26 protein-coding genes are annotated in these 26,389 nt (G+C 67.8%); 15 read left to right on the top strand and 11 right to left on the bottom strand.

The window, feature by feature from the left end; translation table 11 throughout:
• The first annotated feature begins 175 nt into the window (after window positions 1-175).
• From NQK81_RS01910 to cmk, 5 genes are all read left to right on the top strand, one after another.
• On the top strand, window positions 176-352 hold the full coding sequence (locus NQK81_RS01910; protein ID WP_257486758.1) for an LppA family lipoprotein: 177 nt from the start codon (window positions 176-178) through the stop codon (window positions 350-352).
• Between the two features lie 56 nt (window positions 353-408).
• Window positions 409-1,401: a hypothetical protein gene (locus NQK81_RS01905; RefSeq protein ID WP_257486757.1), complete on the top strand. Its 993-nt coding sequence runs from the start codon at window positions 409-411 to the stop codon at window positions 1,399-1,401.
• 193 nt (window positions 1,402-1,594) lie between these two features.
• Entirely contained in the window at window positions 1,595-1,894 is a 300-nt protein-coding gene (locus tag NQK81_RS01900) for a hypothetical protein (RefSeq protein ID WP_257486756.1), read from the top strand.
• A gap of 2 nt (window positions 1,895-1,896) precedes the next feature.
• Window positions 1,897-2,070, top strand: a complete 174-nt coding sequence (locus NQK81_RS01895) for a hypothetical protein (protein WP_257486755.1) — start codon at window positions 1,897-1,899, stop codon at window positions 2,068-2,070.
• A 728-nt stretch (window positions 2,071-2,798) separates the two neighbouring features.
• A complete protein-coding gene (gene cmk / locus NQK81_RS01890) occupies window positions 2,799-3,518 on the top strand; it encodes a (d)CMP kinase (protein WP_257486754.1) in 720 nt (239 codons plus the stop codon).
• Between the two features lie 153 nt (window positions 3,519-3,671).
• Here cmk and NQK81_RS01885 read toward each other — a convergent pair whose 3' ends face one another.
• Both NQK81_RS01885 and NQK81_RS01880 read right to left on the bottom strand, forming a co-directional pair.
• Entirely contained in the window at window positions 3,672-4,010 is a 339-nt protein-coding gene (locus NQK81_RS01885; RefSeq protein ID WP_257486753.1) for a hypothetical protein, read from the bottom strand.
• Window positions 4,011-4,790: 780 nt separating this feature from the next.
• On the bottom strand, window positions 4,791-5,744 hold the full coding sequence (locus tag NQK81_RS01880; protein ID WP_257486752.1) for a hypothetical protein: 954 nt from the start codon (window positions 5,742-5,744) through the stop codon (window positions 4,791-4,793).
• A gap of 284 nt (window positions 5,745-6,028) precedes the next feature.
• On the opposite strand from NQK81_RS01880, the gene NQK81_RS01875 reads away from it, so the two are divergent.
• Window positions 6,029-6,370 (top strand): hypothetical protein, encoded by a 342-nt coding sequence (locus NQK81_RS01875; protein ID WP_257486751.1) that lies wholly within the window; start codon window positions 6,029-6,031, stop codon window positions 6,368-6,370.
• Window positions 6,371-6,519: 149 nt separating this feature from the next.
• Here NQK81_RS01875 and NQK81_RS01870 read toward each other — a convergent pair whose 3' ends face one another.
• Together NQK81_RS01870 and NQK81_RS01865 are read right to left on the bottom strand one after the other, a co-directional pair.
• Entirely contained in the window at window positions 6,520-7,128 is a 609-nt protein-coding gene (locus tag NQK81_RS01870; protein ID WP_257486750.1) for a histone deacetylase, read from the bottom strand.
• Window positions 7,129-7,307: 179 nt separating this feature from the next.
• Window positions 7,308-7,901, bottom strand: coding sequence for a hypothetical protein (locus NQK81_RS01865; RefSeq protein WP_257486749.1), 594 nt, complete (start codon window positions 7,899-7,901; stop codon window positions 7,308-7,310).
• A 692-nt stretch (window positions 7,902-8,593) separates the two neighbouring features.
• Between NQK81_RS01865 and NQK81_RS01860 the strand changes: the two genes are divergently transcribed.
• Window positions 8,594-9,727, top strand: a complete 1,134-nt coding sequence (locus tag NQK81_RS01860; RefSeq protein WP_257486748.1) for a hypothetical protein — start codon at window positions 8,594-8,596, stop codon at window positions 9,725-9,727.
• 200 nt (window positions 9,728-9,927) lie between these two features.
• Here NQK81_RS01860 and NQK81_RS01855 read toward each other — a convergent pair whose 3' ends face one another.
• Entirely contained in the window at window positions 9,928-10,221 is a 294-nt protein-coding gene (locus NQK81_RS01855) for a hypothetical protein (protein ID WP_257486747.1), read from the bottom strand.
• A 223-nt stretch (window positions 10,222-10,444) separates the two neighbouring features.
• Window positions 10,445-11,041: a hypothetical protein gene (locus NQK81_RS01850; RefSeq protein WP_257486746.1), complete on the bottom strand. Its 597-nt coding sequence runs from the start codon at window positions 11,039-11,041 to the stop codon at window positions 10,445-10,447.
• A gap of 419 nt (window positions 11,042-11,460) precedes the next feature.
• Between NQK81_RS01850 and NQK81_RS01845 the strand changes: the two genes are divergently transcribed.
• Window positions 11,461-12,756 (top strand): pentapeptide repeat-containing protein, encoded by a 1,296-nt coding sequence (locus tag NQK81_RS01845; RefSeq protein WP_257486745.1) that lies wholly within the window; start codon window positions 11,461-11,463, stop codon window positions 12,754-12,756.
• Window positions 12,757-13,128: 372 nt separating this feature from the next.
• On the top strand, window positions 13,129-15,387 hold the full coding sequence (locus tag NQK81_RS01840) for a tetratricopeptide repeat protein (RefSeq protein WP_257486744.1): 2,259 nt from the start codon (window positions 13,129-13,131) through the stop codon (window positions 15,385-15,387).
• A gap of 7 nt (window positions 15,388-15,394) precedes the next feature.
• On the opposite strand, the gene NQK81_RS01835 is transcribed toward NQK81_RS01840, so the two are convergent.
• Complete coding sequence (locus NQK81_RS01835) at window positions 15,395-15,523, bottom strand: hypothetical protein (protein WP_257486743.1); 129 nt, start codon at window positions 15,521-15,523, stop codon at window positions 15,395-15,397.
• A gap of 592 nt (window positions 15,524-16,115) precedes the next feature.
• Between NQK81_RS01835 and NQK81_RS01830 the strand changes: the two genes are divergently transcribed.
• The 3 genes from NQK81_RS01830 (at window position 16,116) to NQK81_RS01820 (ending at window position 17,988) form a co-directional block, all read left to right on the top strand.
• Window positions 16,116-16,391 (top strand): hypothetical protein, encoded by a 276-nt coding sequence (locus tag NQK81_RS01830; protein WP_257486742.1) that lies wholly within the window; start codon window positions 16,116-16,118, stop codon window positions 16,389-16,391.
• Between the two features lie 140 nt (window positions 16,392-16,531).
• Entirely contained in the window at window positions 16,532-17,869 is a 1,338-nt protein-coding gene (locus tag NQK81_RS01825) for an AlbA family DNA-binding domain-containing protein (protein WP_257486741.1), read from the top strand.
• Window positions 17,866-17,988 (top strand): hypothetical protein, encoded by a 123-nt coding sequence (locus tag NQK81_RS01820; protein ID WP_257486740.1) that lies wholly within the window; start codon window positions 17,866-17,868, stop codon window positions 17,986-17,988. Before NQK81_RS01825 ends, NQK81_RS01820 begins: the two co-directional genes overlap by 4 nt.
• Before the next feature lie 278 nt (window positions 17,989-18,266).
• On the opposite strand, the gene NQK81_RS45320 is transcribed toward NQK81_RS01820, so the two are convergent.
• Both NQK81_RS45320 and NQK81_RS01815 read right to left on the bottom strand, forming a co-directional pair.
• Window positions 18,267-18,446 carry a zf-HC2 domain-containing protein gene (locus tag NQK81_RS45320; RefSeq protein ID WP_371878848.1) on the bottom strand — a complete coding sequence of 60 codons (180 nt, stop codon included), beginning with the start codon at window positions 18,444-18,446 and terminating at the stop codon, window positions 18,267-18,269.
• Window positions 18,447-19,148 (bottom strand): RNA polymerase sigma factor, encoded by a 702-nt coding sequence (locus NQK81_RS01815; RefSeq protein ID WP_257486739.1) that lies wholly within the window; start codon window positions 19,146-19,148, stop codon window positions 18,447-18,449.
• A gap of 159 nt (window positions 19,149-19,307) precedes the next feature.
• On the opposite strand from NQK81_RS01815, the gene NQK81_RS01810 reads away from it, so the two are divergent.
• Entirely contained in the window at window positions 19,308-20,078 is a 771-nt protein-coding gene (locus NQK81_RS01810; protein WP_257486738.1) for a GntR family transcriptional regulator, read from the top strand.
• Window positions 20,079-20,163: 85 nt separating this feature from the next.
• Here NQK81_RS01810 and NQK81_RS01805 read toward each other — a convergent pair whose 3' ends face one another.
• Window positions 20,164-21,021, bottom strand: a complete 858-nt coding sequence (locus tag NQK81_RS01805) for a hypothetical protein (RefSeq protein WP_257486737.1) — start codon at window positions 21,019-21,021, stop codon at window positions 20,164-20,166.
• 309 nt (window positions 21,022-21,330) lie between these two features.
• Here NQK81_RS01805 and NQK81_RS01800 point away from each other — a divergent pair, with 309 nt between their 5' ends.
• Window positions 21,331-21,630: a hypothetical protein gene (locus NQK81_RS01800; protein WP_257486736.1), complete on the top strand. Its 300-nt coding sequence runs from the start codon at window positions 21,331-21,333 to the stop codon at window positions 21,628-21,630.
• On the opposite strand, the gene NQK81_RS01795 is transcribed toward NQK81_RS01800, so the two are convergent.
• Entirely contained in the window at window positions 21,589-24,909 is a 3,321-nt protein-coding gene (locus tag NQK81_RS01795; RefSeq protein ID WP_257486735.1) for an error-prone DNA polymerase, read from the bottom strand. The genes NQK81_RS01800 and NQK81_RS01795 overlap by 42 nt on opposite strands.
• A 219-nt stretch (window positions 24,910-25,128) precedes the next feature.
• Between NQK81_RS01795 and NQK81_RS01790 the strand changes: the two genes are divergently transcribed.
• Entirely contained in the window at window positions 25,129-26,259 is a 1,131-nt protein-coding gene (locus NQK81_RS01790; protein ID WP_257486734.1) for an AAA family ATPase, read from the top strand.
• Window positions 26,260-26,389: the final 130 nt, after the last annotated feature.

Genomic DNA, 26,389 nt, shown 5'->3' with positions numbered 1-26,389 from the left:
TGCGCTGGGACCGTGGGACCGCGGCGCCGGGATGCGTGAGAACTCCCCGCCCACAAGCTGTGCCCGGAATTCACCGCCATCGGCGGCGAACACGTGACCTCTGCCGCCGTGGTATACCGCGTCCGACGACCTCACGCATCCACGATGGACAGTCGCGGGCGACCTGGTCGCAGCGATGGCCTCCGCGCAGGGTTTCCACCGCAGCGGTATGACGTCGGACCAGCCGGGCAACTACCCGATCACCCTGGTCGACGACGGCGCGGTCCTCAGCTTCTACGCCTTCCGCAACGCGGTGCTCACCATGACCACCGGCTGCCATCTCAGGCCACAGCACACGAGCCACTCACCCTGATGTTCACGCCGCCGCGGTGACCGCATCCCCTACCTGACCAGGGAAACACCGAAACCATGCTGATGCTGGATCTCACTTACGTCAACTTCGACCTCGGCGGCGCGGAGCATGATCAATCCGCCGTCTACGTCATGGACGCCCTGGTGGAACTGCTGGGCGCCGACGACCGCACACCCGACGCGGGAATCATCGGCGAGGCGAACTTCTGGCGTTTCTTCGGCGGCAAAGGAACCAGCCAGGCCGAGGTCGCGCTGAACACCACCTTCCGCGACCGCAGCTACGTGATCCGCCCCGGCAGCCTCCCGAACGACTGGGGTGAGATCCCGCCCGCGCTGCTGTACGACGCAGCGAAAGTCCACAAGCACGAATGGCACAGCGGCCGGGAACCCGGCTTCCTCGAACGCAACCGCAACCGAGCCCTGCTGTCCCCCCGCGACAGTCCTGACCAGAAGTTCAACCTCTTCGGCTTCCACGGGCACCCCGACGGCGACCAGCGCCGGCACGACGTGACACCGTTCCGCCCCTACGGCGCCCAGGCGGCGACACCGACCGTCGTCCTCGGCGACTGGTTCGGCCACCCCTCCGGACCACGATTCGAACCCGACACCTACCCCGAGCATTTCGACGAGCTCTGCCACTACGCGCCCCGCATGCTGTTCCCCGACGGCATTCCGGTGCCCGGCAAACATCCCTACGACACCCGCGCGCTGGACTACCTCTGCGGCCGCTGGCGACCGGGGCGCCGCGACTGGCGGCACGCGTGGCGACGGAGAAAGCCCGGCCGCCGTGTCGGCGGAGTCGGGTTCAGCCACGCCGGCGAACTCGCGAACGACTACACACCGACCAACTTTCCCGCCCCGAACGGGCGGCCGCCCACCCAGATCGACGCCGCCGTGCTCAACCCGCGCGCCGCAGCGATGCTCGTGCCGGACAGTGTGCTCATCCACGAGCCCGAGGAAACCGTCAACAGCCACAAACGGTTCTCATTCAGGCTTCAGTTCCCTGAGCTGTCCTCTGTGGATAGTGGTCAGGCATGCCTCGCCGCATGAACGACGAGGAGCCCCGGGTACGCGGCGACGCGACCGCGGAGACGGTGCGCGCAGGACGACCGCGTGATCACACCGGGTCCGTCTGTGCTGTCGCCGTCGGCCCGGAGTCACGTTCAAGAAGGCATCATGCCCGGCCTCACACCTGGTCGGCCCGCATCGCCTCCGCGTTCGTCATCGGTGAGGGGGATGACGGATGACCCTGCTCGATCTGGTGCTCACGATCGTCGTCGTGCTGGTGTCCGTCTGCCTCGTCCTGGTCGTGATCGCCGGCGGGATTCTGGCCTGGTACATCGTCGACGCCGAGCGCCGTTCACAGACCACGTTCGAGCGCATCTATCCACCGGTTCCGGAGCCGGAGGAACAGGGCGACGGCGACCCGCCTGCTCGATCGTTCAACACCGACCCCGACCAGGCCGGTCGGCCGTTCGGACCGCTCTACCGCAACACCCCCACCACGACACCGGGCACCGAGACCCGACCAGGAAAGGACTGATCATGCTCTCCCCGCTCCGCAGGATCGCGCTCGGCGTACGCGTCGTGCTCGTCATCGTGACCGCACTGTTCGCCACCGGCCGCGGCTCCACCCTGTCCTTCGACGTCGGTCTGTCCACGCTCGCCGGTGGCGGCGCGGACATCGCCTCCGCCACCAGCGTGGTCGAGATGGCCTGAGGCACCACGCGATGACCGACACCGAGCTGATCGAGTTCCTCCAACGCTGCAGAGCCGACGGCACTGATCTGCCGACCGACCCGAACGTGAACGTTCCGCCGCGTTACCAGTCTGCGGACGAGCGCCCCGAAGACCGGCCGTGCCGCCTCTGCGGGGAGCCCGCCCGGACCGCGCACCGCATCGACACCCCAGCCGGGATACGGTGGCTCAACCTGTGCCCGACCCATTCAACGGCGGTCTTCCGTATCACCCGGCGCGGAAACGTTCCGCCTGCGGAAAGTCGCCACCCGCCACCGACCGGAGAGTCAACCCGCGTTGACACGCTCGGTGGCGTCTGCACCGTCTGCGCACAACCGATGAACCGGCACATCGCAGTCTTCATCGCCGACTGGCCCGCTGGCCGTGATGAACACCGGCCCTGCTCGCCGTCCTGTGCCACAGCCCTGTTCGCACGGTGGGAACGCCACATCGACGACAGCGGGCCACAGCGAGAGTGCCTGCCCGCTACGCCACCTGGACGTGACGCTCGATAGAGCCAACCGGCGAACCGCTGTCATGCAGCACGGTGCGCCCAGGGCCCGCACCCAACGCCCGTCTCCCAGGCAGCGCACGCGACGACCTCACCGCGCTCCGGCGACAACAACGACGTGCGCGGCGGCCCCGCGTACCCATCACCACGCCGCCCGGCATCGACGTCCGTCGGGTTCGGCACACCCCGAAGGAGAACCATGCACGACACCACACCAGCCATGGTTATCGCGGTCGACGGTCCGGCCGCCGCCGGCAAGACCACCACCAGCCTCGTCCTGGCCCGCACCTTCGGCCTCGACTACCTCGAGAGCGGCAAAGCCTTCCGCGTCATCGCCTGCGAAGCGCTACGCCGACGCCGTCCCGTCGACGACCCCGACGCGATCGGGAACCTGTGCGACGAGCTGTTCGCGGACGGCGACTCAGGCAGTGTCCTGGCCTCCGCCCGGTACACGCCGCTGGCACTCCGATCTCCGGATGTCACAGCCGCTGTACCGGTGGTGGCGCGCATGCCGGACGTGCGCCGCCACATCACCGCCCTCATCCACCAGTGGGCGGCCCAGCACCGGCGCTGCATCATCGAAGGGCGCGACATCGGCACCGCGGTCTTCCCCGCAGCCCCCGTCAAGTTCTATTTGACCGCGACCACCGAGATCCGGGCGGCCCGACGAGTCCGCCAAGAACCCGGCCACACCTACGACATAGTCCTGGCCGACGTCAGGCGCCGCGATCTCGCCGACATGACCAGAACGATCGCACCCCTGACCCCAGCGAACGACGCCATCGAGATCGACACCAGCCGCCTCACCATCCGGCAAGTACTCCACCGCATGTCGGCGGTCTGCCGCACCCGAGGAATCGATAACCCCACACCAGACAACCACATCTCGCCGGCGTCCCCGGCGACACCGTCCACATGAGACGACGGCGTCGCAGACCGCAACACAGGCGAGCACTTCTCGCGGACAACGTCATCGCCCAATCCCAGCTGGATCGACGCGCGGTTCCATCGCACAAGGTCGTCTCATCGCTGCCGAGCTGACCGCAGCGCATCGACGAAGACGTTGTCCGCGTTACCGCCAATCTGGATGCTTGTCTTTGAGCACCTGACGGCACGCTTCCAGCAGTTTGAAGGTGATCTCATCGCCGTCGGCGACATCGGGATGCCACCGACGAGCAGCCCGCCTATAGACACGTCTCGGATCCGACCACACCTCGTCGTCGCGGTCTGACAACTCCCACAACAGATACTCCGCCGTCTCCAGCTTCATGATGCGGCGCGGACCGATCTGTTCGTACTGCTCGTGAAACCACGCCAGCCGTACACGCCGGCGTTCGGCCGCGTACGCGGCACGACGGGCGGCGGCGATCCGTTCCCCGTGACGTTCGCGGTAGGCGGCTTGCTTGCACACATCCGAACACCACCGCGGCCGCGGTCCGCGCCCACGACGCTGGTTCCAGCCCAGACCGCACCGCCCGCACGTCAACCGGAGCACACGATCGTCGCCTGGCTCCGCACGCACAGACCGCGCCTGTCGTCCCATGAACGCCGCCTCCCGCATCGCGTGATCACTGTCGGGAAATTCGTAACGCCACACTCCAGGCACCACACCGACGACACCCCGGGCCTCACCGGATCGCGTGACGAATTACCACAGCCCGGTGACCGGCCTCCTCGCAGGTCAACGTGAGCGTTGGGGCCGTCGAACGGCGCTTTGGGCGCCGAGTCGGCACCGAACGCGATGCCCGCTCGATCAAGCGTGGGTAACCCGTCACGCGATGTGCCGATGCCACCCCTGTGACCACAGCCCGGCTGCGCGAGCGGAAAGGCGCCTGCCCTCGCAAGCAGGGTCTGCCGCCCGCAGGTAGGGGGTGCTCCATTGGAGGAACCCCACGACGGCGCGACGAGTCGCCGGGAAGACTGAGGCGGCCAGGCGGGGACGAACCTAGGTGCAGCGATCGCGGTCATGGCGTCGCGCCCCACCTCCTTGGAGGAGAAGGGGCGAAGGGCGGACGGGCTCAGGTTGTCCGACCACGACCTTCCTCCGCGTGGTGCCCGCCGCGAACACGGGCAGCTCGCGGTGGACAGCTACGTCGCGGCCGCGTGGACGACAGGAGCTTTCCCGATCGGCGACGTGCCGGACAACGTCAGCCGCCGAAGAACCAACGACTCGTGCCGTCACCGGCAACGGCTATGCCATATCGGCCAGGAGCAGCGCCAGGCTTCCCAACGGGATCACGCTGCCGTCGCGCCGGGTGATCGTCTGGGCCAGCTGCCGGATCTCCGCGGCCCTGCCCGCGCCGACGTCCTGCCCCGGCTGGGCGGCGGCGTCGAGACGGGCGAGCCGGACCGCACGGCGAAGTCGCGCGATCTGCGCACGATCGCCGGTGCGTGCCGCGATCACCGCCGCGTCGTAGACGCCTGGGTCGAGCAGGAGCGCGGTGTCCGCGGTGATGGCCGGATCGTTCTCATACCGTTCGCGTTCGCCCCGCTCCCACAAGGCACCGAGCGCGCGCTGCCGTCGTCGCACTGCCTCCCGTCGCCGCTCCAGTGGAGTCGCCTGACCACCGCGGCCGTGCCGGCGATCCGGCCCGGCACTCCCGGCCGCGGGCGTGGCTGGTGCACGGCGTTCCGCGTCGCCGTAGACGAGGCGCATCCGCTCGGCCCACGATCGGAAGGTGGTTCCCGCGATGGGCGGATCAGGCAGGTCGGAAGGGAGGCGGGTGATGTCGCGCGTGTCGCCCTGCGCATCAGGATCGACCGGGATCCAAGCGTGCAGCCGCCGCGCGAGATAGATCTTCAGCGGCCCGATCGTCGGTGTGTCGCGATCGACCAGCCACGGCGGCTGCCGGGTTCCGTCCGGGTCGGTGTCCAGCATCCGCACGATCGCCTCATTGCACCAGCCCGCCCGATACAGCGGAGCGAACAACGCGGTCAGCTCCCGGGCCTGGTCCCGCGGCCAGCGAGCGTTCCCGATCAGCGTCAAGACCGCCGCGGTGATCTGCCGGTCGTTGCCCGGGACGACCTTGCCCGGCCACGAGCGGATCTGCCCCGCCCATCCCCCACCACTGCCACGCGCAGTGCTCTGCAACTCGGCGGCGATGATGCCCGGTACCGGGCTGGGTTCGGCGACTGGCTGACTCATCGGACTGACGTGACTTCCTGTGCGCGGGACCTGCAGCGTCCCCCCGATCGTGCCATCGCCACCTGTTAGGGGCGGGTAGCACCAGCGACGTGTCGCCCACGGTGTCATCAGTCGCTGCGACAGGCAGCCCGACGTTCGACCGCCACACACGGCCACGGTACAAGGGGGCCGGCCGAACTTGCCTGCATCGACGTGAGATTCCACAGCTTTGTTGCGTTTCGCGACAGTTCAGCGATACCTCCAGTATGACCAGGCCTGCCGCGTCGGAGCCTGCACCCGACGCGGTGCAGTTGCTGCTCCATTCCTGGGCAGCGCATATCGCCAGCGCGGACTACTCCGACGCGGTGTCTCTGGAGACCCTCATCGAGATGTGGCAGCACCGCCCGCGTGCAGTAAAGGCGGCGATCACGGGCGAGAACACCACCGTCAGCGCGCCCAATACACCAGCGTGGCTGCCGGATGACACCTGGCAGCAGCCCCATCAGCAGTACTCCGAGCATCGTCAACACCATCTCGGCGGGTTCACCGCCTCGCCGCCGCCCAAAGCCCCTTTGAGTTCTCCATGCCCCGGAAACGTGTCCCGCAGAGCCCACCGTGAGCACGCCGCTCCCACAGCCATCGAATGAGGCACTGGCCAGGCCTTGCCTGGTATCGCACGCACTCGTCCACGTGGGCGCAACGCACGCGCCGGCCGCCGAGACCGATCGGCGATGCATCACGTGTGGTCGTTCTCTGCGCAAGGTCCGTGACGGAGCTACCGGCGCGCGCCCGGTGCTCAGTTCGGCAGGGTGGTCGCCGGGGTGTCGTGCTGGCCGACCGCAGCCAGGAGTGCCTGCGGGGTCCAGGTACCGTGCGCGCCGGAGAGCGCGGTGAGGTATTCCACTGACCGGGCCAGGGTCCAGCCGTGGGCGTCGCACAGTCCCGTGGCGAGCATCCGCAGGTATGCCGCGGACGGCGCGACAGGGGCAACCTCGTCGGCGGCCCAAGGGGCGGTGAAAGTCAGAACGGGATACCCGTCGAGACTGCCGACGCGCAGCAGAGTCTCGTAACGGCCAGGGCCGAGCGCGGCCACACCGTCCGCCAGCACCGACGCGAGATCGAGGTCGTCACCGGGCTCGCGGTACATCTCCTGAGCCACGACATCGGCGAACTGCTCCAAGGTGATCAGGTAGGCGCGTGCGAACGCCGCCCCCGGCAGCCCGGGATCGTAGAACGCGCGGCCACCGCCCCACACCGACGACATGGTCGCAAAATAAATCCCGCCGGGCAGTTCGCAGCCGCATGAATCCACCGGCTGCCGCGGATCACGGCACCCCGGATAGAGCCGGGTGCCGCCGTCCGGAACTCCGCCGGCGAGATAGCAGCCGAACCGGACGGCGTTCATGTTCGAGCCATAACTGGCATACCAGACCAAGTCGGATGACCTCGCGCCCAATACGCCCGGAGTTTCCACGATGGCATCCCCTCTCCCCGTCATCTGCGCGTCACACACCACCATGCCCGCGGCGCCGCCAACTCGCGCATCGCCGAGAGGAAGGCCCAGCGGCGACTGACGAGGCCCGGTCAGCCATCCTCGCTGCGGTGCAGCCGCGCGGCGAGGAGCGCCACGAGGTCGACCTCGGTGCCCGGCCCGAACCGCTCGGCCTCCTCGACCGACACCGGTGTCGCACCGTGCCGCAGTCGCGGGCAGACCGGGCAGGCGCCTTCCAGCCCGGCCTGCCAGGGGCGCCCACACGAGTGGCACAGGCCCAATCCGAGCAGCGCTGCCTGAGTGCCGGGGGTAATGGTGGGGATGTTGTGCTGCCAGCGGATACGGGCGGCTTCGATAGCGTGGCGCTGCCCGGCCATGCGCGCGGCGTGCTTCCAGGTCGGATCGTCGGTATGCCTGGCCAGCTCGTCGTACAGCCGGGAGGCGAGGGCGTAGGCCTCGGCCCGGCGGTAGAGGTCGGTCGAGCGGAAGTCCTTCTCGGCCATGCCCAGGCCACGCTCGAGATCTTTCCGCGACAGACCCGGCCGGAACCCGCCGACGTTCCCTGTGCTGGCCGGATCGTTCTCGCGCCACGGGCCGCTGCGCTGATTGCGGACGTGACTGTTGGAATCGTCACCGCCACGGGCCTTCAGGTGATGGCGGCGCTTGCTGCCGGCGTTCTTGGTCATGATCGCCTCTCCACGGCCGGAGCCCACGCCGCCGACCGGCACGATCGACCGTTGTCCGAAGGATGCCGAACTGCACGTGAGTCCCCAACCTCGCCTCCAGGGCGAGTATCGACCCTTGTCCTCGTCGACGTCCGCGTCCTTGCGTGGGAAGGGGACATCTCGGAAGCCGGCAGCGACGTGCGGCAGCCTTTCCGACCGTACCGCACCCTCGTGACCGGCCCGAGACGTACACGACGAGTCGCGTCTACGGGCCAGGTGCGTGAAGCTCCCGGATTCCCGAGTCGCGGCCGACAACGCCAACCCCGGTGCCGAAGAACGACGTCGGCAGCACGGCGCCGTCCTCCGGAGACTCGGCGGAAGCAGCATCGCTCAGCGGCAGTGCGGGGCGAACTCATCGACCAGCGCAGAGCCCGGTCGTCCACGATCTGACTGGCATCAGAGCGACACGCAATTGCCAAGTGGAGGCGTCTGCCGCCCGGCCCCCACCCATCGGCCAGGAGCGCCGAGATGTTTCGTGGTTCCCCGAATGTCGGACCGGCGTGATAGACGGTGGGCATGAACGTTGCTCTGGGCATGGCACACGCAGAGGGCTGTCGTAACCTCCGCAGCGAGCGAACCGGCCGCAGCGCGCTGCGTGCGGTGGCCGTCGTGTCCGTGCCGTGCCCGGCGACCCGACGTGCGGTGGTCACATCGTGTCCCTGACCAGTGAACTCGCCAGCCCCCGAAGCCCGCTCGCCGCGTGGTGCGAGCGAACGTTCGCCGGGACGACGTCGGTGGTCGAGCAGATCGCGTCCGCCGTGCGGGAGGTCCGCCCCATCCGGCCCTCCGGACAGGTCCCGGCCCGATGGTGGGCCGAAGTCGGCGGAGCGTTCGGGCAACGTGTCGCGGACCTCGTACAGCCCGCACCGCCGTACTACGCGCTACTCGGGCTGATCCAGGCCAAGTGGGCGTCCCCGGCCTGGGCGCACGATCAAGCCGCGCGCTACCCCAGCCACCGGGGCCTCACCGGCGACCACCGCGCCCGAGCGCTGCATCTCCGACCGGCCGCCGCGTCCTGGCTCGATCTCGGCGGTGTCCGCGAACCGCGCCTGCCGGGAAACCCGGCCGCCGAGGCGGCATGGGCGGACTTCCTCGAGCGCGGCCGCACCTACCTGGCCCGCCACGCCCCGGCCGGGACCCTCGGCTCCCCCGGCGCCGAAGCCGGACTGGCCCGCCTGTGCTGGCTACTGACCGGCTGCGAGGACGTGTACCGCAGCGGGCTCATCGACGACCGCCTGGCCAGGCTCTTCGACGCCGGACGCCCGACCGCCGACCAACTGCGCGGCCTGGTCGAGCAGCGCCAGGTCGACGAACTGGTCGCCCTCGCGCGGCACCTGCATGACCGCGGAACCCTGTGGGAACTCCGGAAACTCGCCGGCAACCCCGCACCCGGCACACCGCTCGGGATCGCCGGGCCGACCATCGTGCCCCATTGGGCCGACGCCGACCTCCTCCTCGGCGCGATCGACCCCGACCACGGCATCGACACCCACGGCGGAACACTGCTCGACGTCAAAACCGTCGTCAGCGTCCGCGACACCAGCAAAGTCGGACGCTGGCTCTGGCAAGTACTGCTCTACGCGTGGCTCGACACCGCCGACCTGTATCGGATCCGGCGGGTCGGTTTGCTGCTCGGCCGCCACGGCCAGCTGGTCACCTGGCCCGTCGACGAACTCGCCGAACGCCTCCTCGGCCGCCGCGTCACCGGCGACCACGCCCGCGACGCCTTCCACGACATCGCCGGACAGATCATCACCGGCCACGGCCTCCCCTGGCCGGTTCTTTGACCATTCTCGCGGTGAGCAAGCCGTTTCCGCTCGCGACGACCAGCCGGCGCCGGGCGCCGACGGACAGTGGTGTGCCACCCCCGTGGCCTGCACCATCACATGCCACACCCAGCTGCCTCTATGGCTCGGTCGGTGACCGTCCGGAAGGGGGATGCACCATCCAGGACAGTGACAGCGATGTGCGGCATCGCTAATCGACATCAGCCCTCCCAGGCCATTCTGTCGACCTCCTCCGCATGGCGCAGTTCCCGGTTCGACGCGTGAAGCTTCCTGCCGAGATCATGCAGCAGATCGCGTGCCTGCTCAGGACTGACCTCCCGGTCTACGACGAGATCGAGCAGGTGCTGCATCGCAGCCAGCTCGATGGCGATTCCGGACTCAGCACCGGGAAGATGCATCCGCTCGTCGGGGACGGCGATGACGTTGAGCGACACCGTGACGTCGGCGATGGCATGGTCACCGACCCGCGCCGTGAAGGTCCTGTCATGCGGCATGAGACATCTCTTTCCGGTTGAGGTGACCGTGGCTGTGAGAAACCGGCACGGTAGCGCGGCAGCCGCTCCCCTATCGAGAACCCCATCCGCCCGGGGGCAGATCGGCCGCCCCCCTTCGCGGACTCGTGTCCACTAACCGCAGCCTGAGCTCACGCTCCCGCAACGCCTCGCCGGATCACCACATTCTCAGAAGGTCCACCAGGGCTGAGACTCAGGCAGCACGTCACACGGCAGACTCGTCGGCAGCCAGCATGTCAGGGCACCGTTTCGGGTCGCCGAGGACCATGCCCGGGGGCAGGTGCTGGGAGGCCCAGAAGGCCGTCGCCGCCGCGGTGTCCGCGATCGTGGTGGTCGACCACCGGTAGCCGCGCCCGCGGACCAGCGCCGCGTGCAGCAGAACGGTTCCGATACCCCGCCGCAAGTAGGCGTGGTCGACGCGGACTTGTTCCACGACCCCGACCTTGCAGGCACTGCACATCTGCATGTCGAGATCGGCGATGGTGACATCCCGTAGCTGCAGCATGATCTGCTCGATCCCGGCGCGCGCGAACGGAGGCCGCACGGCCAGGTGCAGCCCGGCCGACGTCGCCGACATTCCGTCCCGCGGCCGGAGATCGACTTCGAGCCACTCCGCCCGAGGAAGGCTCAGCCGGACACACAATTCGCAACGGCCAGTCGGCAGATCCAACGCCTGATTCCAGTCGCTGCCGCGCCCGGCGACGTCGAGGTCGTGCCCATTGAGGCACCGCCCATGCCGCACCGCAGACCGCACGACATAGTCGCCGCCTGCGATCGGGTCAGGAGCGGGCACAGCGGGCATGCCCGGAGTATGCGCTCCGCTCCAGCCACCTCTACGCCAGGGTCAATCTAGGTTCTGTTCGGTACCGGACACTTTGTAACGGCCGAACGTCACCCGCTGCACAACCTGTGCCACCGGCCGAAATGACGTGTTCCGCGCACGGCCGCCGAAGCACGAGAACACCTGGATGTGTGACGGCGCACGGCAGCTGTACGCGGCGGTCGCCGCGTACAGCACGCCGATGTGCGAGGACGGCGGTGCTGTTGCCGCCGCACCAGGCCAGCGCTGCCGCGGGGTGCCTGAACGTCGAGGGCCCCACGGCAGCCAGCCCCGTGCCCCTGCGAGCCTCACCCCTACACCGGCCTGACTTCGACCGCGGCCGCCGGCCGCGCCCCGGGGGTTGTTGTCACAACATGCAACGATCGGAAGACTATGCCCCCGTGACCTGGAAACCGTTGCCTCCTCAAGGCGGTACCCCCATCGCAAGGCCGGTCCTCGAACCGATCGCGTGGTGGAAGATCCTCCTCGGATTCATGCTCGGCCTGCTGCTCGCGGCATCGGCGACGATCGCGATGCTCCTGTTCACCACCCCGGGCCTGAGTGGCAAAGACCTCGCATCAGCACGACTCGATGCGATCAAGGTCGGGCTGAGCATCGGTATCGGGTTGGGCGGCGCCTTCGGCCTGTACCTGGCGCTACGCCGCCAACGCGCGACCGAGGCCGACCTGGACAACCGCGAACGCGCCCTCGAACTCCAGGAGCAGGTAGCGCAAACCACGGCCGAGGACGCCGCGGCACGCCGCGTCACCGAGCTGTACACGAAAGCGTCCGAACAGCTCGGATCGGACAAAGCACCTGTTCGCCTCGGCGGCCTCTACGCCTTCGAACGCCTCGCCCAGGACAACCCCGACCGACCACACCTCAGACAAACGGTGGTCAACGTCATCTGCGCCTACCTGCGCATGCCCTTCACACTCCCCGGCGACCCACCCGCCGACGACGAGCGCGATCGTCAGACCCTCAACGCCCTGCTCCAGGACTACCAAGAACGCGTTCAAGAGCGAGAGGTCCGCCTCGCGGCGCAACGCATCCTCGCCACGCACCTCCGGCCCAACAGCCGCTCGGACAACCCGGACGTCACATTTTGGCCCGATATCGACCTCGACCTGACCGGAGCCACACTGATCGAGTGGAAGCTCACCAATTGCCGCGTCGCGCAGGCCAGGTTCGACAAAGCTACCTTCGTCGGCTCGGCCAGATTCGACATCACGACATTTGACCGCGACGCCCGTTTCAGCGATGCGACGTTCACCGCCCCAGCGAACTTCGTTGCCACCGTTTTCCACAGCGTCGCATGGTTCGACCACACGACGTTCGGCCACAACGCCAAGTTTGACAGAGCCAGCTTCCAAGGGGAAACAGCCGTTTTCGACACAGCAACGTTCGACAAAGAAGCAAGTTTCAACAGCACAACGTTCGCGTCTGGCCCCACCTTCGCAGGAGCGACCTTCACCCGCTCGACACAATTCGACCACGCGGAATTCCAGCGCCATGCGCCGTCCTTCGCCAATTCTGCATTTCTGGACACCACCAGCTTCACCGCCACATCCTTCTTCCGCCCGCCTGACTTCATCGGCGCGAACTTCAGCAAAGGATGGCCCAGAGAACTCCAGGAGTTCACGCCCAACAGCATGAAGTCGCTCCCCCCTCCGCAACCGCACAACACAGACGCCTAGTAACCAAGGAACACCACCACGTCAGAGACCCTCACTAACGCTGTTTCGTCTCACCGACATTTACCCATCTCGGTCATCCATTTCGCGGGCTTGTTCGAGCCCACGTCCACTCAGGCTGGGACCCGCATGGTGAGGCTGGCACCATGCCTGACAGCCGCGATGTCGTGCGCACGCTGGCACGATGGACGGGTGGACGACGGTGGATTGGTTCGCAGTGCCTGGCCGGCCAGCACTGGCCGGAGGCCGCCGCCGGCGTTGCCCGAGGTCTCGACCCAACGCTAACCGTGGCCTGTCACCCGGATGCGGGCTAGCCGTACGGCCGAGGTGGGGCCCACGGTGATGACACCGGGTGACCTTTTCGGGGAGGCGCGCATGACGCGGGCAGGGGCGTGGCGCGGCTGGGGCTTAGTGACCGGTGCCGTGGTGCTCGCCGGCGGAACCGGAGCTGCGATCTTATGGTTGTCGGGTCCTGCTGCCGCTGCGATCGGGTCGGTGCTGGCGGTGGCGGTGTATGGCGTGGCCAGCGCACGGGGACGGGCGCTGGTGGAGCGACGCATCGCCCAGCGCGAAGCGCTGCCTGAACACGTGTTGTCCGGCCGACTACGACGCGTATGCGAGGCGGACGATCCGATCCTCCTGCGAGTCCACCCAGCCGGAGCGCGCAACGATAAACCTGATGACCGAATCCCGCCGTATGTTCTACGAGACTTCCAGCCCCGGCTGCTCACCGCGCTAGCCGGCGGCGGCTTCGTCCTCCTCGTAGGCGACTCCACCGCGGGTAAGACGCGCGCGGCGTACGAGGCGATGCGGGAGGTACTCCCCGACCATGTGCTTGTCGCACCCAGTACCCGGGCCTCCCTGGACACCGTGCTTCCCACAGCGCTAGGGCAGCGGCGGTGCGTGGTCTGGCTGGACGATCTGGAGCGTTTCCTGGGCGCAGGCGGGCTGACCGCGACCATGACCGCCAGAATGCTCGGCGACGGTGATCGAGACGTTCTGATACTGGCCACGATGCGCACCGCGGAACACGATCGCTACAGCGTTCGGCAACAGGACACTGTCGACGGGCGTCAGGAAGCATGGCGGGCCGGGCGAGAAGTCCTCGAACTCGCGCAAGTTATCGACGTTCGCCGCGAGTGGAGCGACGCCGAACTGCGCCGCGCCGCGGACTACATCGACGACCCCCGGATCCGGACGGCACTACGCCATTGTCCACAGTTCGGCCTAGCGGAGGCCCTCGCCGCCGGTCCCGAACTGGCACAAGACTGGCGCAACGCCTGGCGCGCCGGCGCCCATCCACGCGGAGCGGCGCTCGTGGCGGCGGCTGTCGGCTGCCGCCGCGCAGGCCTCCACGAACCTGTCCCAGTCAGCCTGCTCGCCGAACTTGCCGAGGACCACCTGGCTCGGCGGCAAGGACCGCTATTGCGTCCAGAACCCTTGGACGACGCTCTAGCATGGGCAACTACCGTCAGTCACGGCACCAGCAGCCTGCTCCTACCGACCCGCCAACCTGGCTACTACCTGGCCTTCGACTACCTCGTCGACCTCACCGGCCACGCCGCCATTAGTCCCGCCACCTGGCACAGACTCATCGAGCACGCCACCCCTGCCCAGGCCTTCGATATCGGCACCGCTGCGCGCGGATACATCCAATACCCCGCAGCAGCCGCCGCCTTCACCAAAGCTGCAGCCAGCAGCGTTCCTGACGCCGACATCATGCTTGCCGACGCGATTGGCTCGTTGGGCGATCTACCTGGTGCCGAACGAATGCTGGAGGAGGCCGTCGCCCGCCGCATCGCGACGATCGGACCAGACAACCCAGGTACACTCCGTGCACGGTTCCACCTCGCTCTGATGACCTCCTACACCGCGGAGTTCGCCGCGGCCGCAACAAGGCTCGAGTCCCTCGTTTCTGACCAGCAGCGAGTCCTGGGAAGCGGCCACACCGACACGCTGACGAGCCGGATGTTGCTCGCCAACTTCGTTGGCATGGCCGGTGACCCAAGTCGCGCGGCAGACCTGAGCACTCGCCTGCGGGGGGAAGCAGAGCAGTCGCTCGGCCCAAACCACATCCGTACGCTAGCTGTTCGCCACCAGATCTGCTTCCATCTTTGGCTGGGCGGCGAGGTACGGAAAGCCCTTGAGCTCGCCACCTGTCTAATCACCGATATGGAAGAAGCCCTGGGCAGCGATCACCCGCACATTTTGAGGAGCCGGTGCCTGAGCGCGAGATTTGTCGGCGAAGTCGGCGACGCAGCTCAGGCCGTCGAACTGCTCGAGCACGCCACACATGACCGCTCCCGCGTGCTCGGAACCGACCACCACCACGTTCTCAGCTCGCGATTTTCCCTGGCTCACTGGCAGGCACGGGCGGAGGAACACGACGCAGCCCTGGCGACGTTCACTGACGCCCTGACTCGTTGGGAAGACGTTCATGGTCCCGGTAACCCGGCAAGGCTGATGGCCACCGACGGCCTCCCCACAGCCGAGGACGAGCGCCTGCCGAACACACCTCTCTGCAGGAAAGAGCTGGCGGACTTCTTGTGGACGTGCCAGCAACTGCTCGGGCAGGAACATCCATTGACCATTGACAGCCGACGGCTTTTGTCCCAGCTACGAGAGGCGACCTGACTCCTTCCTACGCAGTGCTGCCCGATTGATCACCTTGCTCGTCTAACTCGCCGAACGCCTCCTCGGCCGCCGCGTCACCGGCGACCACGCCCGCGACGCCTTCCACGACATCGCCGGACAGATCATCACCAGCCACGGTCTCCCCTGGCCGGTCGCCTGAGGTCCGCTGTGGTGAGTGAGGCTGCCTCGCTAGCCCCGAAAGTCCGACTCACATGGTCTCTCGGCAGCGGCCTGCAGCACCGCGAGAGCTTGCGCTGCGGTCTCGAGGATGTCCCTGGCTGCGGACCAATCCGAAGTCGTCACCACGTCCTCAGAGCTGATGGCCCGATGCCGTCAGACGACCGACGTTCCCGATCGCAGGCTGCTATGGCGGCTTTTCGGGAGCGCACCGTACAGCTTCTGAACGCAGCAATATGCAGCGCAGCGTAATCGTAGTTTCACGACGCCCAGCTGTCTCATTTTGGAGGCTTGGTGTCGCCGTCCTGCAGCACTCCCCGCCGGAAGGACTGAAGGATTCGGTCCCGCTGGTCAAAAATCGCTTCACTCGTCACGTCGAACCGACCGGCTGTCGCCTGCCCGTTCTCGGGGTACCACCGGTGCTTCTATGGTCGTTGGCGAGCGCCACCGAATGCGAACCGGGGCGGCCTCTCAGGCACGAGAGGCCGCCCCTTACAGGTTCCGTCGAGGGTGTCTTGCCTCCGTAGCAGGAACACGAGAACGGAACACACATGACGATAGGTGGTGCGCGAGACGAGTTGCCATCGCGCAACGACAGGGTGTCGCCTGCGCGCGACGAGGAACAGGGGGCGGAATCGTCCGCGCCGAACGCCACGACCGTTGACCGCAGCGACGAACGGCGGTCCCTGGTCCGGCTCGCCGGACGGATCCTCGGCTCCTGGGGAGCTACGGTCCGGCTGGTGATGATCCTGACCGTCATCATCGGTGGACTGTGGCTGCTCAACGCCGCTGTCGACCTCGGCCCGATCCGCCTCGGCAAGCCCTAAACAACCGGAGACGCCCGGCGCCTCGCCACGCCGGGCACTCTCCCACCACGTTCCGGCACGGACGGCGATCAGCGCCACCCGTCCCGCAACGACAGGCCCACCATCCATGCCAACTCTCTCGGATGTGACAAAGCCTTGGCATGAGCCACCTGGCACTGAGCCGGGTAGCAGCCCGGCCAGTCACCAAACACGAGGATTATGAAGCGATGAGCCAGCCACCACACCTCTACCTCGGACCAGCCATCCAGCGATGGCGGCCGAATAGCCCCGCCGATATCCAGAACGCCATCGACAACGGCGCGCTGGAGGAACGGCACTGGCTCGATATCAAACGCAAGCTCAACCACGACAAGCATGACAAGATCGAACTCGCCCGGGACGCGGCCTCGTTCGCCAACGACGGCGGAGTCCTCCTCATCGGCGTGGACGAGGACAGGCCGACTGGGAAGCTCACCCTGGTGCCGACACGGCTTTCGGGCCTGGCGGAAACCGTCGAGCAGATCCTGCATCAGCGCTGTGATCCGCCGCTGTTCGTGCAGTGCCATCCGATCCCCTTGTCGCCGGAAGACACCGAGAACGGCTTCCTGGTGATCGAGATACCGCCGAGCCCGCTGGCACCGCACATGGTCGACGGCCAGTATCACGGCCGAGGCGACAAGACCAAGCACCGGCTGAACGATGGGGCCGTGGAGCGCCTGTTCGCGATTCGGGCTGCCCGCCAGGTCACCGCCGAGCAGCTGATCACGGCTGAAATCGCCCGCGATCCCATCGAGGAGCACCGCGACCAGGACGTCCGTCTGTACGCGGTCGCCCACCCGATCGCCAGCCCTCCCGAACTACTCACTCCGCACCTGATGGGCGAGGAACTGCGAACCCTCGTCACCCGCGCCGCGACGACTCCCCATACGGACAGTTGGCTGCAACCCCTTAATCAGTACGACGAACCACGGGCGGCCGGGCGCGGCTGGCACACCTACGACCTGCACTCCCGCATCCTCGCCCCGGACGCCGTCGGCAAGGACCGTGCCCAGGCCGACCTGGAGATCTCCGATGACGGCTCCATCGCGCTGTTCGCCTCAGCGCTGGTCGGTACCAAACCGATCGGTTACGCCCGACCCGTCAGACAGCGCTACGTCTACGCCGAAGGAGCCGTCGGACTGGTCCGCGCCCTGGTCACGCTCGCCGGCGAGGTCGGAACCAGGTTCGGCTATCGAGGACAGTGGGAGATCGCTGTCGGATTGACCAACCTCAACGGGCTGGTCCACAGCAGAACACCGTCTCTGGGTGAGCCCGATCAGCTTCTGCGATACAGCGCAAGCCGATACGTGCACGGAACGTCAGCCGGTACAGGTGAGCTGCAGGAAGCCCCAGGACCTGTGGTGAGCAGGCTGATGTACAAGTTCGTGCGAGCGTTGGGAGCAGAACGATTCTTCGCCGACGTGTTCGCGCGTGACGGGAAGGACCAGGAGCCCGCATGACCGGTGGTCTTCCGACCGTCAAGCTGATGCTGCCCGCGTCGGTCACGTATCTGACGCCACGGCCATGCGGGCTGAGGTGGACCCTGCTCGCGATCGGCTCCGACAGGGGTTACCGATAGCTGTCACCTCCGCCCTTGCAGCCCGATACCTCCCGATCCGCTGCGCGGCGCCCGGCCTGGACGACGCCGTTCACCGCCATCCGGGTGGGCCCGCCCCGAACCCACATCCTCAGCGAACAGGGGCCATCACCTAGCCACGCCGCGCCAGCTGTGGGCCCGGTTATGCCCTCGTCTCGGCCCGGCGCGAGCGATACAGCGTCGACGCTGAACGACAGCTCACCATGGCAACGCCCTGCCCCCACTGGCACGAAGCCCAGGTCAAGGTAGTTCAGCCTGGCTCAGGCCGGGATCTCTTGGCACAGCTCGGCGACAACGGCGCCGCAGGCCGCGCATTCACTCACGTGATGACCGACCCGCATGCCCTCCCGCCTCCCCAGCCCGTCCCGAACCCACGCGCCCAGTTTTTCCGCCGTCGCCAGACAGCCCCGCGATCGCTCGTCCGGCTCGGGCACGTGCATCTAGAGGTATTCCTGCCGCAGGCGCTCACGCGCCCGGTAGGCCAGGGCGGACACCCCGTTCGGGGTCAGCCCCATCACCGGGGCGACCTGGCTGGGAGTCAGCTCCTCGACTTCGAGGTGCCACAGCACTTCCTGGTGCCGCTGCGTGAGCCGGACGAACGCGCGCGCGGCGAGCAGGCGCTCCAAGCCGGCCAGAGCGGTGTCCCGGAACGGCTCGGTGATCGTGCCCGGGTTACCCGAGTCGATCGCGGTGGTCTCGAGGTCCGAGGTCAGGGTGATCCTGCGTTCCCGGCGTGTCTGGTCGTAGGCGATGCGCCGCAGGGTCGTGAGCAGGTACGCGCGGAACTTCGCGTCCTCGGGGCCGTGGTCCCCGCCCTGCAGGATGTCGAGCACTCGAAGGAACGCCTCGGAGACCAGGTCGTGGGCATCGTGCTCCGAGCTGGCCAGCTGCCCGGCCAGATGGTGCGCCGAGGCCCGATGCCGTACGTACAGGATGCCGTAGGCAGCCGCGCTCGTGGCGGTCTTTCCTTGGCGCACGGCCCGCAGCAGTTCGGAGTCGTTCCATTCCGCGGTGGGTGCCGCGACCGCGACGACAGCCGCGGTGGCCCGCCGCCGATTCCGCGGGCTGTTTGGCCGGTCACCGGTCCGGCGGAAGAGGACGACGGTGGACGGCCGCTCACTGGGCAACACGATGGTGGACACGACTGACTCCCCGCTGGACGTGATCACGACGTGGATGCGAGGTACCGGCCGGATACCACCGCGAAACCCAAAGTCCTAGGACTTTAAGAATTGCATGTCCGACCCCGGATGCGCAATAGTCCTAGGACTTTGGTTCTCCGGCGGCGTGGAAGGGCTGGCGTGGTGGTCAAGAAGCCGACGTACGAGGTGATCGCAGCGAACCTGCGGGGCTCGATTGTCGACGGAACACACCCACCGGGAGACACGCTGCCGCCGCTCAGCCAGCTCACCCGCCAGTTCGGCGCGTCGAAAGAAACAGTCCAGAAGGCAGTGCGGCTGCTGATCGGAGAAGGCCTGGTCGAGACAAGGCGAGGGGTCGGCGGCGGCACGGTGGTGACGGCCGCGCCCGCGCGTGAAGTGATCGTGCGGCAGCGCAAGATCTTCCGGGACGAGCGGGGCTACTTCTTCGATCTAGCGGCACAGCCCTGGGTGGCGATCCGGGATCCGCAGGTTCGGACAGCACCACCCCCTGCCGATATCGCTGTTCTGCTGGGGACGGCACCGGGGCAACCGGTGGTCATCCGCGATCGGGTAATGGGCGACCCCGACACCCTCGAGGTGCGCCACGTCTCCCTCAGCTACCTGCCACCATGGCTGGTTGACGAGCTCCCTGTCATCGCGGAAACCGATACCGGGCCCGGCGGAATCTACGACCGGATGGAGGAACACCTGCAGGCACAGCTGAGAATGGAGGAGCGAATCGGCGCCCGTCAGCCGTCCGCGCAGGAGCGCGAACTCTGGCCCTTGCCGCCTGGCACGTCGATGCTGCGACTACGGCGGATCGCCCGCGGCCCGGACGAACGGATCTGCGAGGTCAACGAGACCGTGTTGCCAGGCCACCTCTTCGAGATCGGCTACACGCTCGAGCGCGCGGACACACCGGACCGATGAACCCGACGGTCGCCGACGAGCGCTGACCCGAGGCCCCTTTCCGACCACCGGTGGGAGAACCGGGGCACCCCCGCCGCGACGTCGGTCAGGCTGGTTCCTGAAGGCGACGGAGTATGTTCGCCAGCAGAATCACGGTGTCGGCGGCGATCCCGGCCTCTCGCCGCGTGGGAGTGGAGCGGTGCTTGATCAGCTGGGCGAACTCGATCGCAGACCGGGCCAGCTTGCGCAACTCGGCGTTCTCCGGCCCAGGGAGGGCGTCCTCGATGTAGCGTTCGATCCGGACCTTGGTCTTGCCGACCGGTGGTTCGGTTTCGCGGTCCCGCAGGTGAAGGTGCGGATCGAATACCTGGCGGCTGAGTGCTTCGGTGATGATGACGCAGTCGTTGCCGACGTTTCGGTAATCCTGTTCGGTCTTGGCCTGCTGAAAGTGGCGCCGCAGTTCGGCGATCTCCGCGTCGACACCGGCCCAGCCGGTGACCGGGCGCGGGCTGATCGGCTGGGCGAGGGTGGAGGACAACGCCTCGTTCTCCAGCTCGATGAGCTCGTCGTGCAGCGGCAGAAACAGGTCGTTCAGCAGGTCGCGGCGCGACTGGTAGGAGTCGCAGCCGTTGCGTTTCCAATGCCCCTTAAAGGTCGCGAAGTCGCGGAAGGGCAGCTCGAAGGTCGTGATCCCGATGCGGCGGACGACCGCGTTCAGGGCGATCAGCGCGATCCGGATCTCCTGCTCGGCCAGTTCCACTCCGCCGCCGGTGCCGAACCTCTCCAACTCCTCGTGGGCGAGACGGGCAAGGCCGATCGCGGCCTCAACGTCGTCGTGGTCGTCGAGCGGCCCCCGGCGAAGCCGGTCCAGCAGGTCGTCGTCGACGCGCCGGGGGCCAAGGTCATCCGGCCAGAGCGGATTGTCTCGGTGCGGTCGGTCGAGGAAGAAGTCATCCGGCTTCAAGGAACTCCCCAGCTCAGCAGTGAACCATGCGCCGGCACCCGCCCGGCACCAGCCTGGCGCTGGGCGGCTCTGGTGCCGATCGGGCCATGATAGGGCGGGTCAGCGACGAGAACCTGCGCGAACCCGGGGTGTCCGCAGGGTGCCTCATCCGGACACCCGGGTGCGACCCATCCAGGACCAGCGTGGGCAGGCACGTCGAGCCCGTATGCACGGGCAGGCCGGCGTACGCGCTCTGAGGACCGCTGAACGCGTGGTAGTCACCCGATCGTGGGGGCGGCCGTATTGGCATCCTTGCCCGATGATTCCGCTGTGGAAACGGTCCTGGCCGGTGACGACATGAGCGAGAAGTCCGGCGGTGGTGATCCGCCTGTCGTCGCGCTCGCGGCGCCCGCAGGGCTGCGAGCGAAGTTCACCAGCCATGCCGACATCGGACCGCGGGGCGATGCCGTGCCCGTGGCCGCGTTCAGCGCGGCCGGCGAAGCGCTGGTCCTCGACGTCCAGGATGGGCGGCTGCATCCGGTCAGCACCAGGGGCTGGTATTCGAGCACCTGTTCACCCATCACAAGATCACGGCGCCCCTGGCTCCGGCGCCCGCCGGGACCCGCGTAGGTCGAGTGGTTCGAAGTGGTCGGCCGACAGGCTGGTGACGCCGTGATGGGATTGGACGACTCCGTGCACCAGGAGCGCGGGTGAGCTGCGCACGGTCTTGTGCTCCCGATCCCAGAGCCGCTGGGTCACGACGATGTTGAGCATGCCGGTTTCGTCTTCGAGGTTGAGGAAGGTGATGCCGCCGGCGGTGGCGGGGCGTTGGCGGTGGGTGACGGCTCCGGCGACCCAGATCGTGGCGCCGTTCCCCGCCCTGGTGACGGCGGCGGTGGTGAGCGCGCCGCGGCCGTCGAGGTACTCGCGTAGGTACTGCATGGGGTGTTCGTCCGGGGAGATGCCGGTGGCCCAGAGGTCGGCGGCGGTGATTTCGAGGGCGGTCATACCGGGGAGCGCGGGGGCATCGAGGCCGGAGGCGATCCCGGGCAGGTGGGTGTCGCGGCTGGCGGCGGCGGGCCCGGCGGCCCAGAGGGCCTGGCGCCGGTCCGGGCCGAGTGATTCCAGCGCGCCGGCGGTGGCGAGCGCCTGCATCGCCGGGGTGGTGAGGTCGGTGCGGTAGCCGAGATCACCGAGGTCGGTGAAAGCGCCGAGCTGGTCGCGTTCGGTGATCAGCCGGTCGACGGCGTCGTCGCCGAGATGGCGGATCCCGCCGAGGCCAAGCCGGATCGCCACGCCGCCCGTGCTGTCCGGGTGGGGTTCCAGGGTCGGATGGGCGAGGCTGCGGTTGATGTCGGCCCGCCGGATCTTCACGCCGTGGTGACGGGCGTCGGCGACCAGGGACTGCGGGCTGTAGAAGCCCATGGGCTGGGCACGCAGCAGCCCGGCGGTGAACGCGGCCGGGTAGTAGCACTTGAAATACGCGGAGGCGAACACCAGCAGCGCGAACGACATGCTGTGCGCTTCCGGGAAGCCGTACCCCGAGAATGCTTTGATCTGTTCGTAGATGGTGTCGGCGAGCTCGCCGGTGATCCCGTTGGCCGCGGCACCGGCGTAGAAGCGGTCCCGGAGTCGTTCCATTTTCGCCGCGGATCGTTTGGCGCCCATCGCGCGGCGCAGCTGGTCGGCCTCGGCCGCGCTGAACGACCCGACGGTGGTGGCCATTTGCATCACCTGTTCCTGGAACAACGGAACACCCAAGGTGCGGTCCAGCGGCCCCGCCAGCAGCGGGTGCGCGTGCGACCACTGCTCCTCGCCGCGGCGGCGCCGCAGATACGGGTGCACGGATCCGCCCTGGATCGGGCCCGGCCGGATCAGTGCGACCTCCACGACCAGGTCATAGAAGGTGCGTGGCCGCAGCCGGGGCAGCGTGCCCAGTTGCGCGCGGCTCTCCACCTGGAACACCCCGATCGCGTCCGCGGCACAGAGCATGTCGTAGACCTTCGGGTCGGCGAGGTCGAGCTGCCCAAGGTCGATGACGGTGTCGTGGTGCTCGGCGATCAGGTCGAGCATGTAGTGCAGCGCCGAGAGCATCCCCAGCCCGAGCAGGTCGATCTTCACCAGCCCCGCCGAGGCGCAATCATCCTTGTCCCACTGCAGGATCGACCGGCCCTTCATACGGGCCCACTCGACCGGCACCACCTCCGACACCGGCGTCCGCGACAGCACCATCCCGCCGGAGTGGATCCCGAGATGCCGCGGGAACCCCTCGATCCGGGCGGCGAGGCCGAGCACGTCACGCGGGATCCCATGCTCGTCCTGTCCGGCGGTCGCGGCGACCCCGCCCCACCGGTCGGCGGCCTTGGCGAACGCGTCCTGCTGCCCGGGGCTGTAGCCGAGCGCGCGGGCGGAGTCCCGGATCGCCGACGGCGCCCGGTAGGTGATCACGTTCGCGACCTGCGCAGCATTCCGGCGCCCGTGCGTGTCGTAGACGTACTGGATGACCTCGTCGCGGCGATCGGACTCGATGTCGACGTCGATGTCCGGGTAGCCGTCACGGTCCGGGGCGAGGAACCGTTCGAACAGCAGCCCGTAGCGCACGGCGTCGACGCTGGTGATCCGCAACGCGAAACACACCGCGCTGTTCGCCGCCGACCCGCGGCCCTGGCAGAGGATCCCGGCTTCGCGCGCGAACCGCACGATGTCCCACACGATCAGGAAATACCCCGGGAACCCCAGCTCGGTGATCACGTCGAGTTCGTAGTCCAGCTGCGCGTACGCCCGCGGCGCGTCCTCCCGCGTTCCGTACCGTTCCCGCGCACCGGCATACGTCAGGAATCGCAGGTAGGAGGCCTCGTCGTGCCCGTCCGGGACCGGGAACGGCGGCAGCTCCGGCGCGACCAACGTGAGGTCGACCGCGCACTCCACCCCCAGCAGCGCCGACCGCTGCACCGCGCCCGGATAACGGGCGAAGATCTCCGCCATCTCCTCCCCCGACCGCAGGAACTGCATTCCCGCCGCCGGCAGCCAGCCCTGCATGTCCTCCATGCTCCGCCGCGCCCGGATCGCCGTGACCGCGTCCGCGTACACCGCGTCCTGCGGGGCCGCGTAGTGCGCGTTCGTCGTCGCCACCGTCGCCAAACCCAGCTCGGCCGCCATCCCCGCCAGCAGGTCGTTGTGCGTCGAATCCAGCGGCAGACTGTGATCGATCAGCTCGACCGCGACCGAATCCTGCCCGAACCGGTCCACCAACACCCGCAGCTCCTCCGCGGCCGCCGACGGGCCGGACTCGGTCAGCGCGCGCCGGACCGCGCCCTTACGGCAACCGGTGAGGACCTGGACGTGTCCGCGCAGGTCCTCCACCACCTGATCCAGCTCGTACCGCGGGGCGCCCTTCTCCCCCGCCAGCTGCGCGGTCGAGATCGTCCGGCACAACCGCTGATACCCCTCCAGCCCGCGGGCGATCACCAGCAGGTGCGTCCCCGCCGGGTCAGGCACCCCGTTCTGCGGGCCGGTCAGCCCCAGCGACAACTCCGCGCCGAACCCCGTCCGGACGCCGAGCTCTTTCGCGGCCTCGGCGAACCGCACCGCTCCGTACAGGCCGTCGTGGTCGGTCAGCGTGATCGCGTCCAGCCCCAGCCGCGCCGCTTCCTCCACCAGCTCCTCCGGATGACTCACCCCGTCGAGGAAGCTGAAGTTCGAATGACAGTGCAGCTCGGCGTACGGCGTCCGCGCCAGGGCGCCACCAGTGTCATCCGATCGCGGCGTCATCAAGTCCGGCGGCGGACCCGCATACCCCTCACGCTTCCGCGACCACGCCGGCGCGTCATTACCGTCACCCGCCGGTGGACGGCCCGACGCGATCCTCTCCAGCTCCGACCAGCTCGCCGGACCACCACTCCACGCCATCGACCACTCCACGACACACCAGAGGAGCCGTGGGGAAGACAGCACCAGCATCGAACATCTGTGCGAGAATGCGTCCTGCCTGCAACTTTGTCAAATCCAGAACGAGCAAAGTTGCATCCATCACAACAGGCGCCGTGGCCGACCAACCGCTGGCAAGCAGCGTCCCCAGTTCGGCTGGCACCGGACCCCGAGGATGGCGGGTCTGCCTAAGCTGTGCGCATGACCCAACAGCGGTTGACGTCGATCGAGATCGAGGGTTTCACGTCGATCCGTTCGGCGCGCGTCGAACTGGGCGCGATGAACGTGCTCATCGGCGCGAACGGCGCGGGCAAGAGCAACTTCGTCCAGGCCTTCGAGCTGCTGGGCAGGATCAGCGAAGATCTGCTGAACCTGTTCGTGGGACGCAACGGCGGCGCATCGGCGCTGATCAACGACGCCGCCGACACCCTGCGGATCAGCCTCAAACTGGAGGCGCCGCCCAACAGCTACCAAGCCCATCTGGCGGCGGCACCCGGCGAAGAACTGATCTTCGACGAAGAAGTCATCTCGTACCACGGCCCCGGCCACGAACAGCCTTGGACGAAATCGATCGGACGCGGGCACCGGGAAAGCCGACTCAACGACGTCGTCGAGGAACGTGGAAGCAACTCGGTGGCTTCGCACATCACCGAGTTGCTTCAGGGCTGCCGCGTCTACCACTTCCACGACACCAGCGTCGACGCGCCGGTGAAGCGCCTTTCCCCGACTGCGGACAACTTGGCCCTGCGCGCGGACGCGGGCAACATCGCCGCGATCCTGCTGCGACTCCGCGACAGCGAAGACCGGGCGGACAAGGTCGCGTATCGCCGGATCGTCGGCGCCATCAGGCTGGTCGCCCCGTTCTTTCGCGACTTCGTCCTCCAACCGGATAGCACCGACCGCATTCTGCTTCGCTGGAGCCAGCAAGGTTCGGACACGATCTTCTCAGCCAACCAGATGTCCGACGGAACCCTGCGTTTCGTCTGCCTCGTCACACTGTTGCTGCAACCGGAACTCCCAGCCTTGCTCGTGCTCGACGAACCGGAACTCGGTCTGCACCCGATGGCCATCGTTCAGCTAGCGGACATGCTGCGATCCGCCTCGACACGCAGTCAGGTCCTGATAGCTACGCAGTCGGTGACGCTGATGAACCAGTTCTCCGCCGAAGACCTGATCGTCGTCGAGCAGCGGAACGGCGATTCGGTCTTCACCCGGCCCAACAAGGCCGCCCTGCAACCCTGGCTCAACGAGTACTCGCTCGGCGAACTCTGGGAAAAGAACATTATCGGCGGACGGCCGGGCTCAATGGGCAGTGCCCTCGATCCTCAATGAAGCCTGCAGGCGCCGGTCCGGCAACCGCCTGCGGCAGCGCCACGCTGATGTCCCGCGACATCGTCGACTACAGCGGGTTGCCCGCTGCCGGTGAAGAATGCGTGACACGCCGTAGAGTCGTCGCCAGCAC

The organism is Amycolatopsis roodepoortensis, from assembly GCF_024628825.1.
GTDB classification, from domain to species: Bacteria; Actinomycetota; Actinomycetes; order Mycobacteriales; family Pseudonocardiaceae; genus Amycolatopsis; species Amycolatopsis roodepoortensis.
The sequence above is the reverse complement of the archived record's forward strand: the minus strand, read 5'-3'. Positions and strand labels throughout refer to the sequence as shown.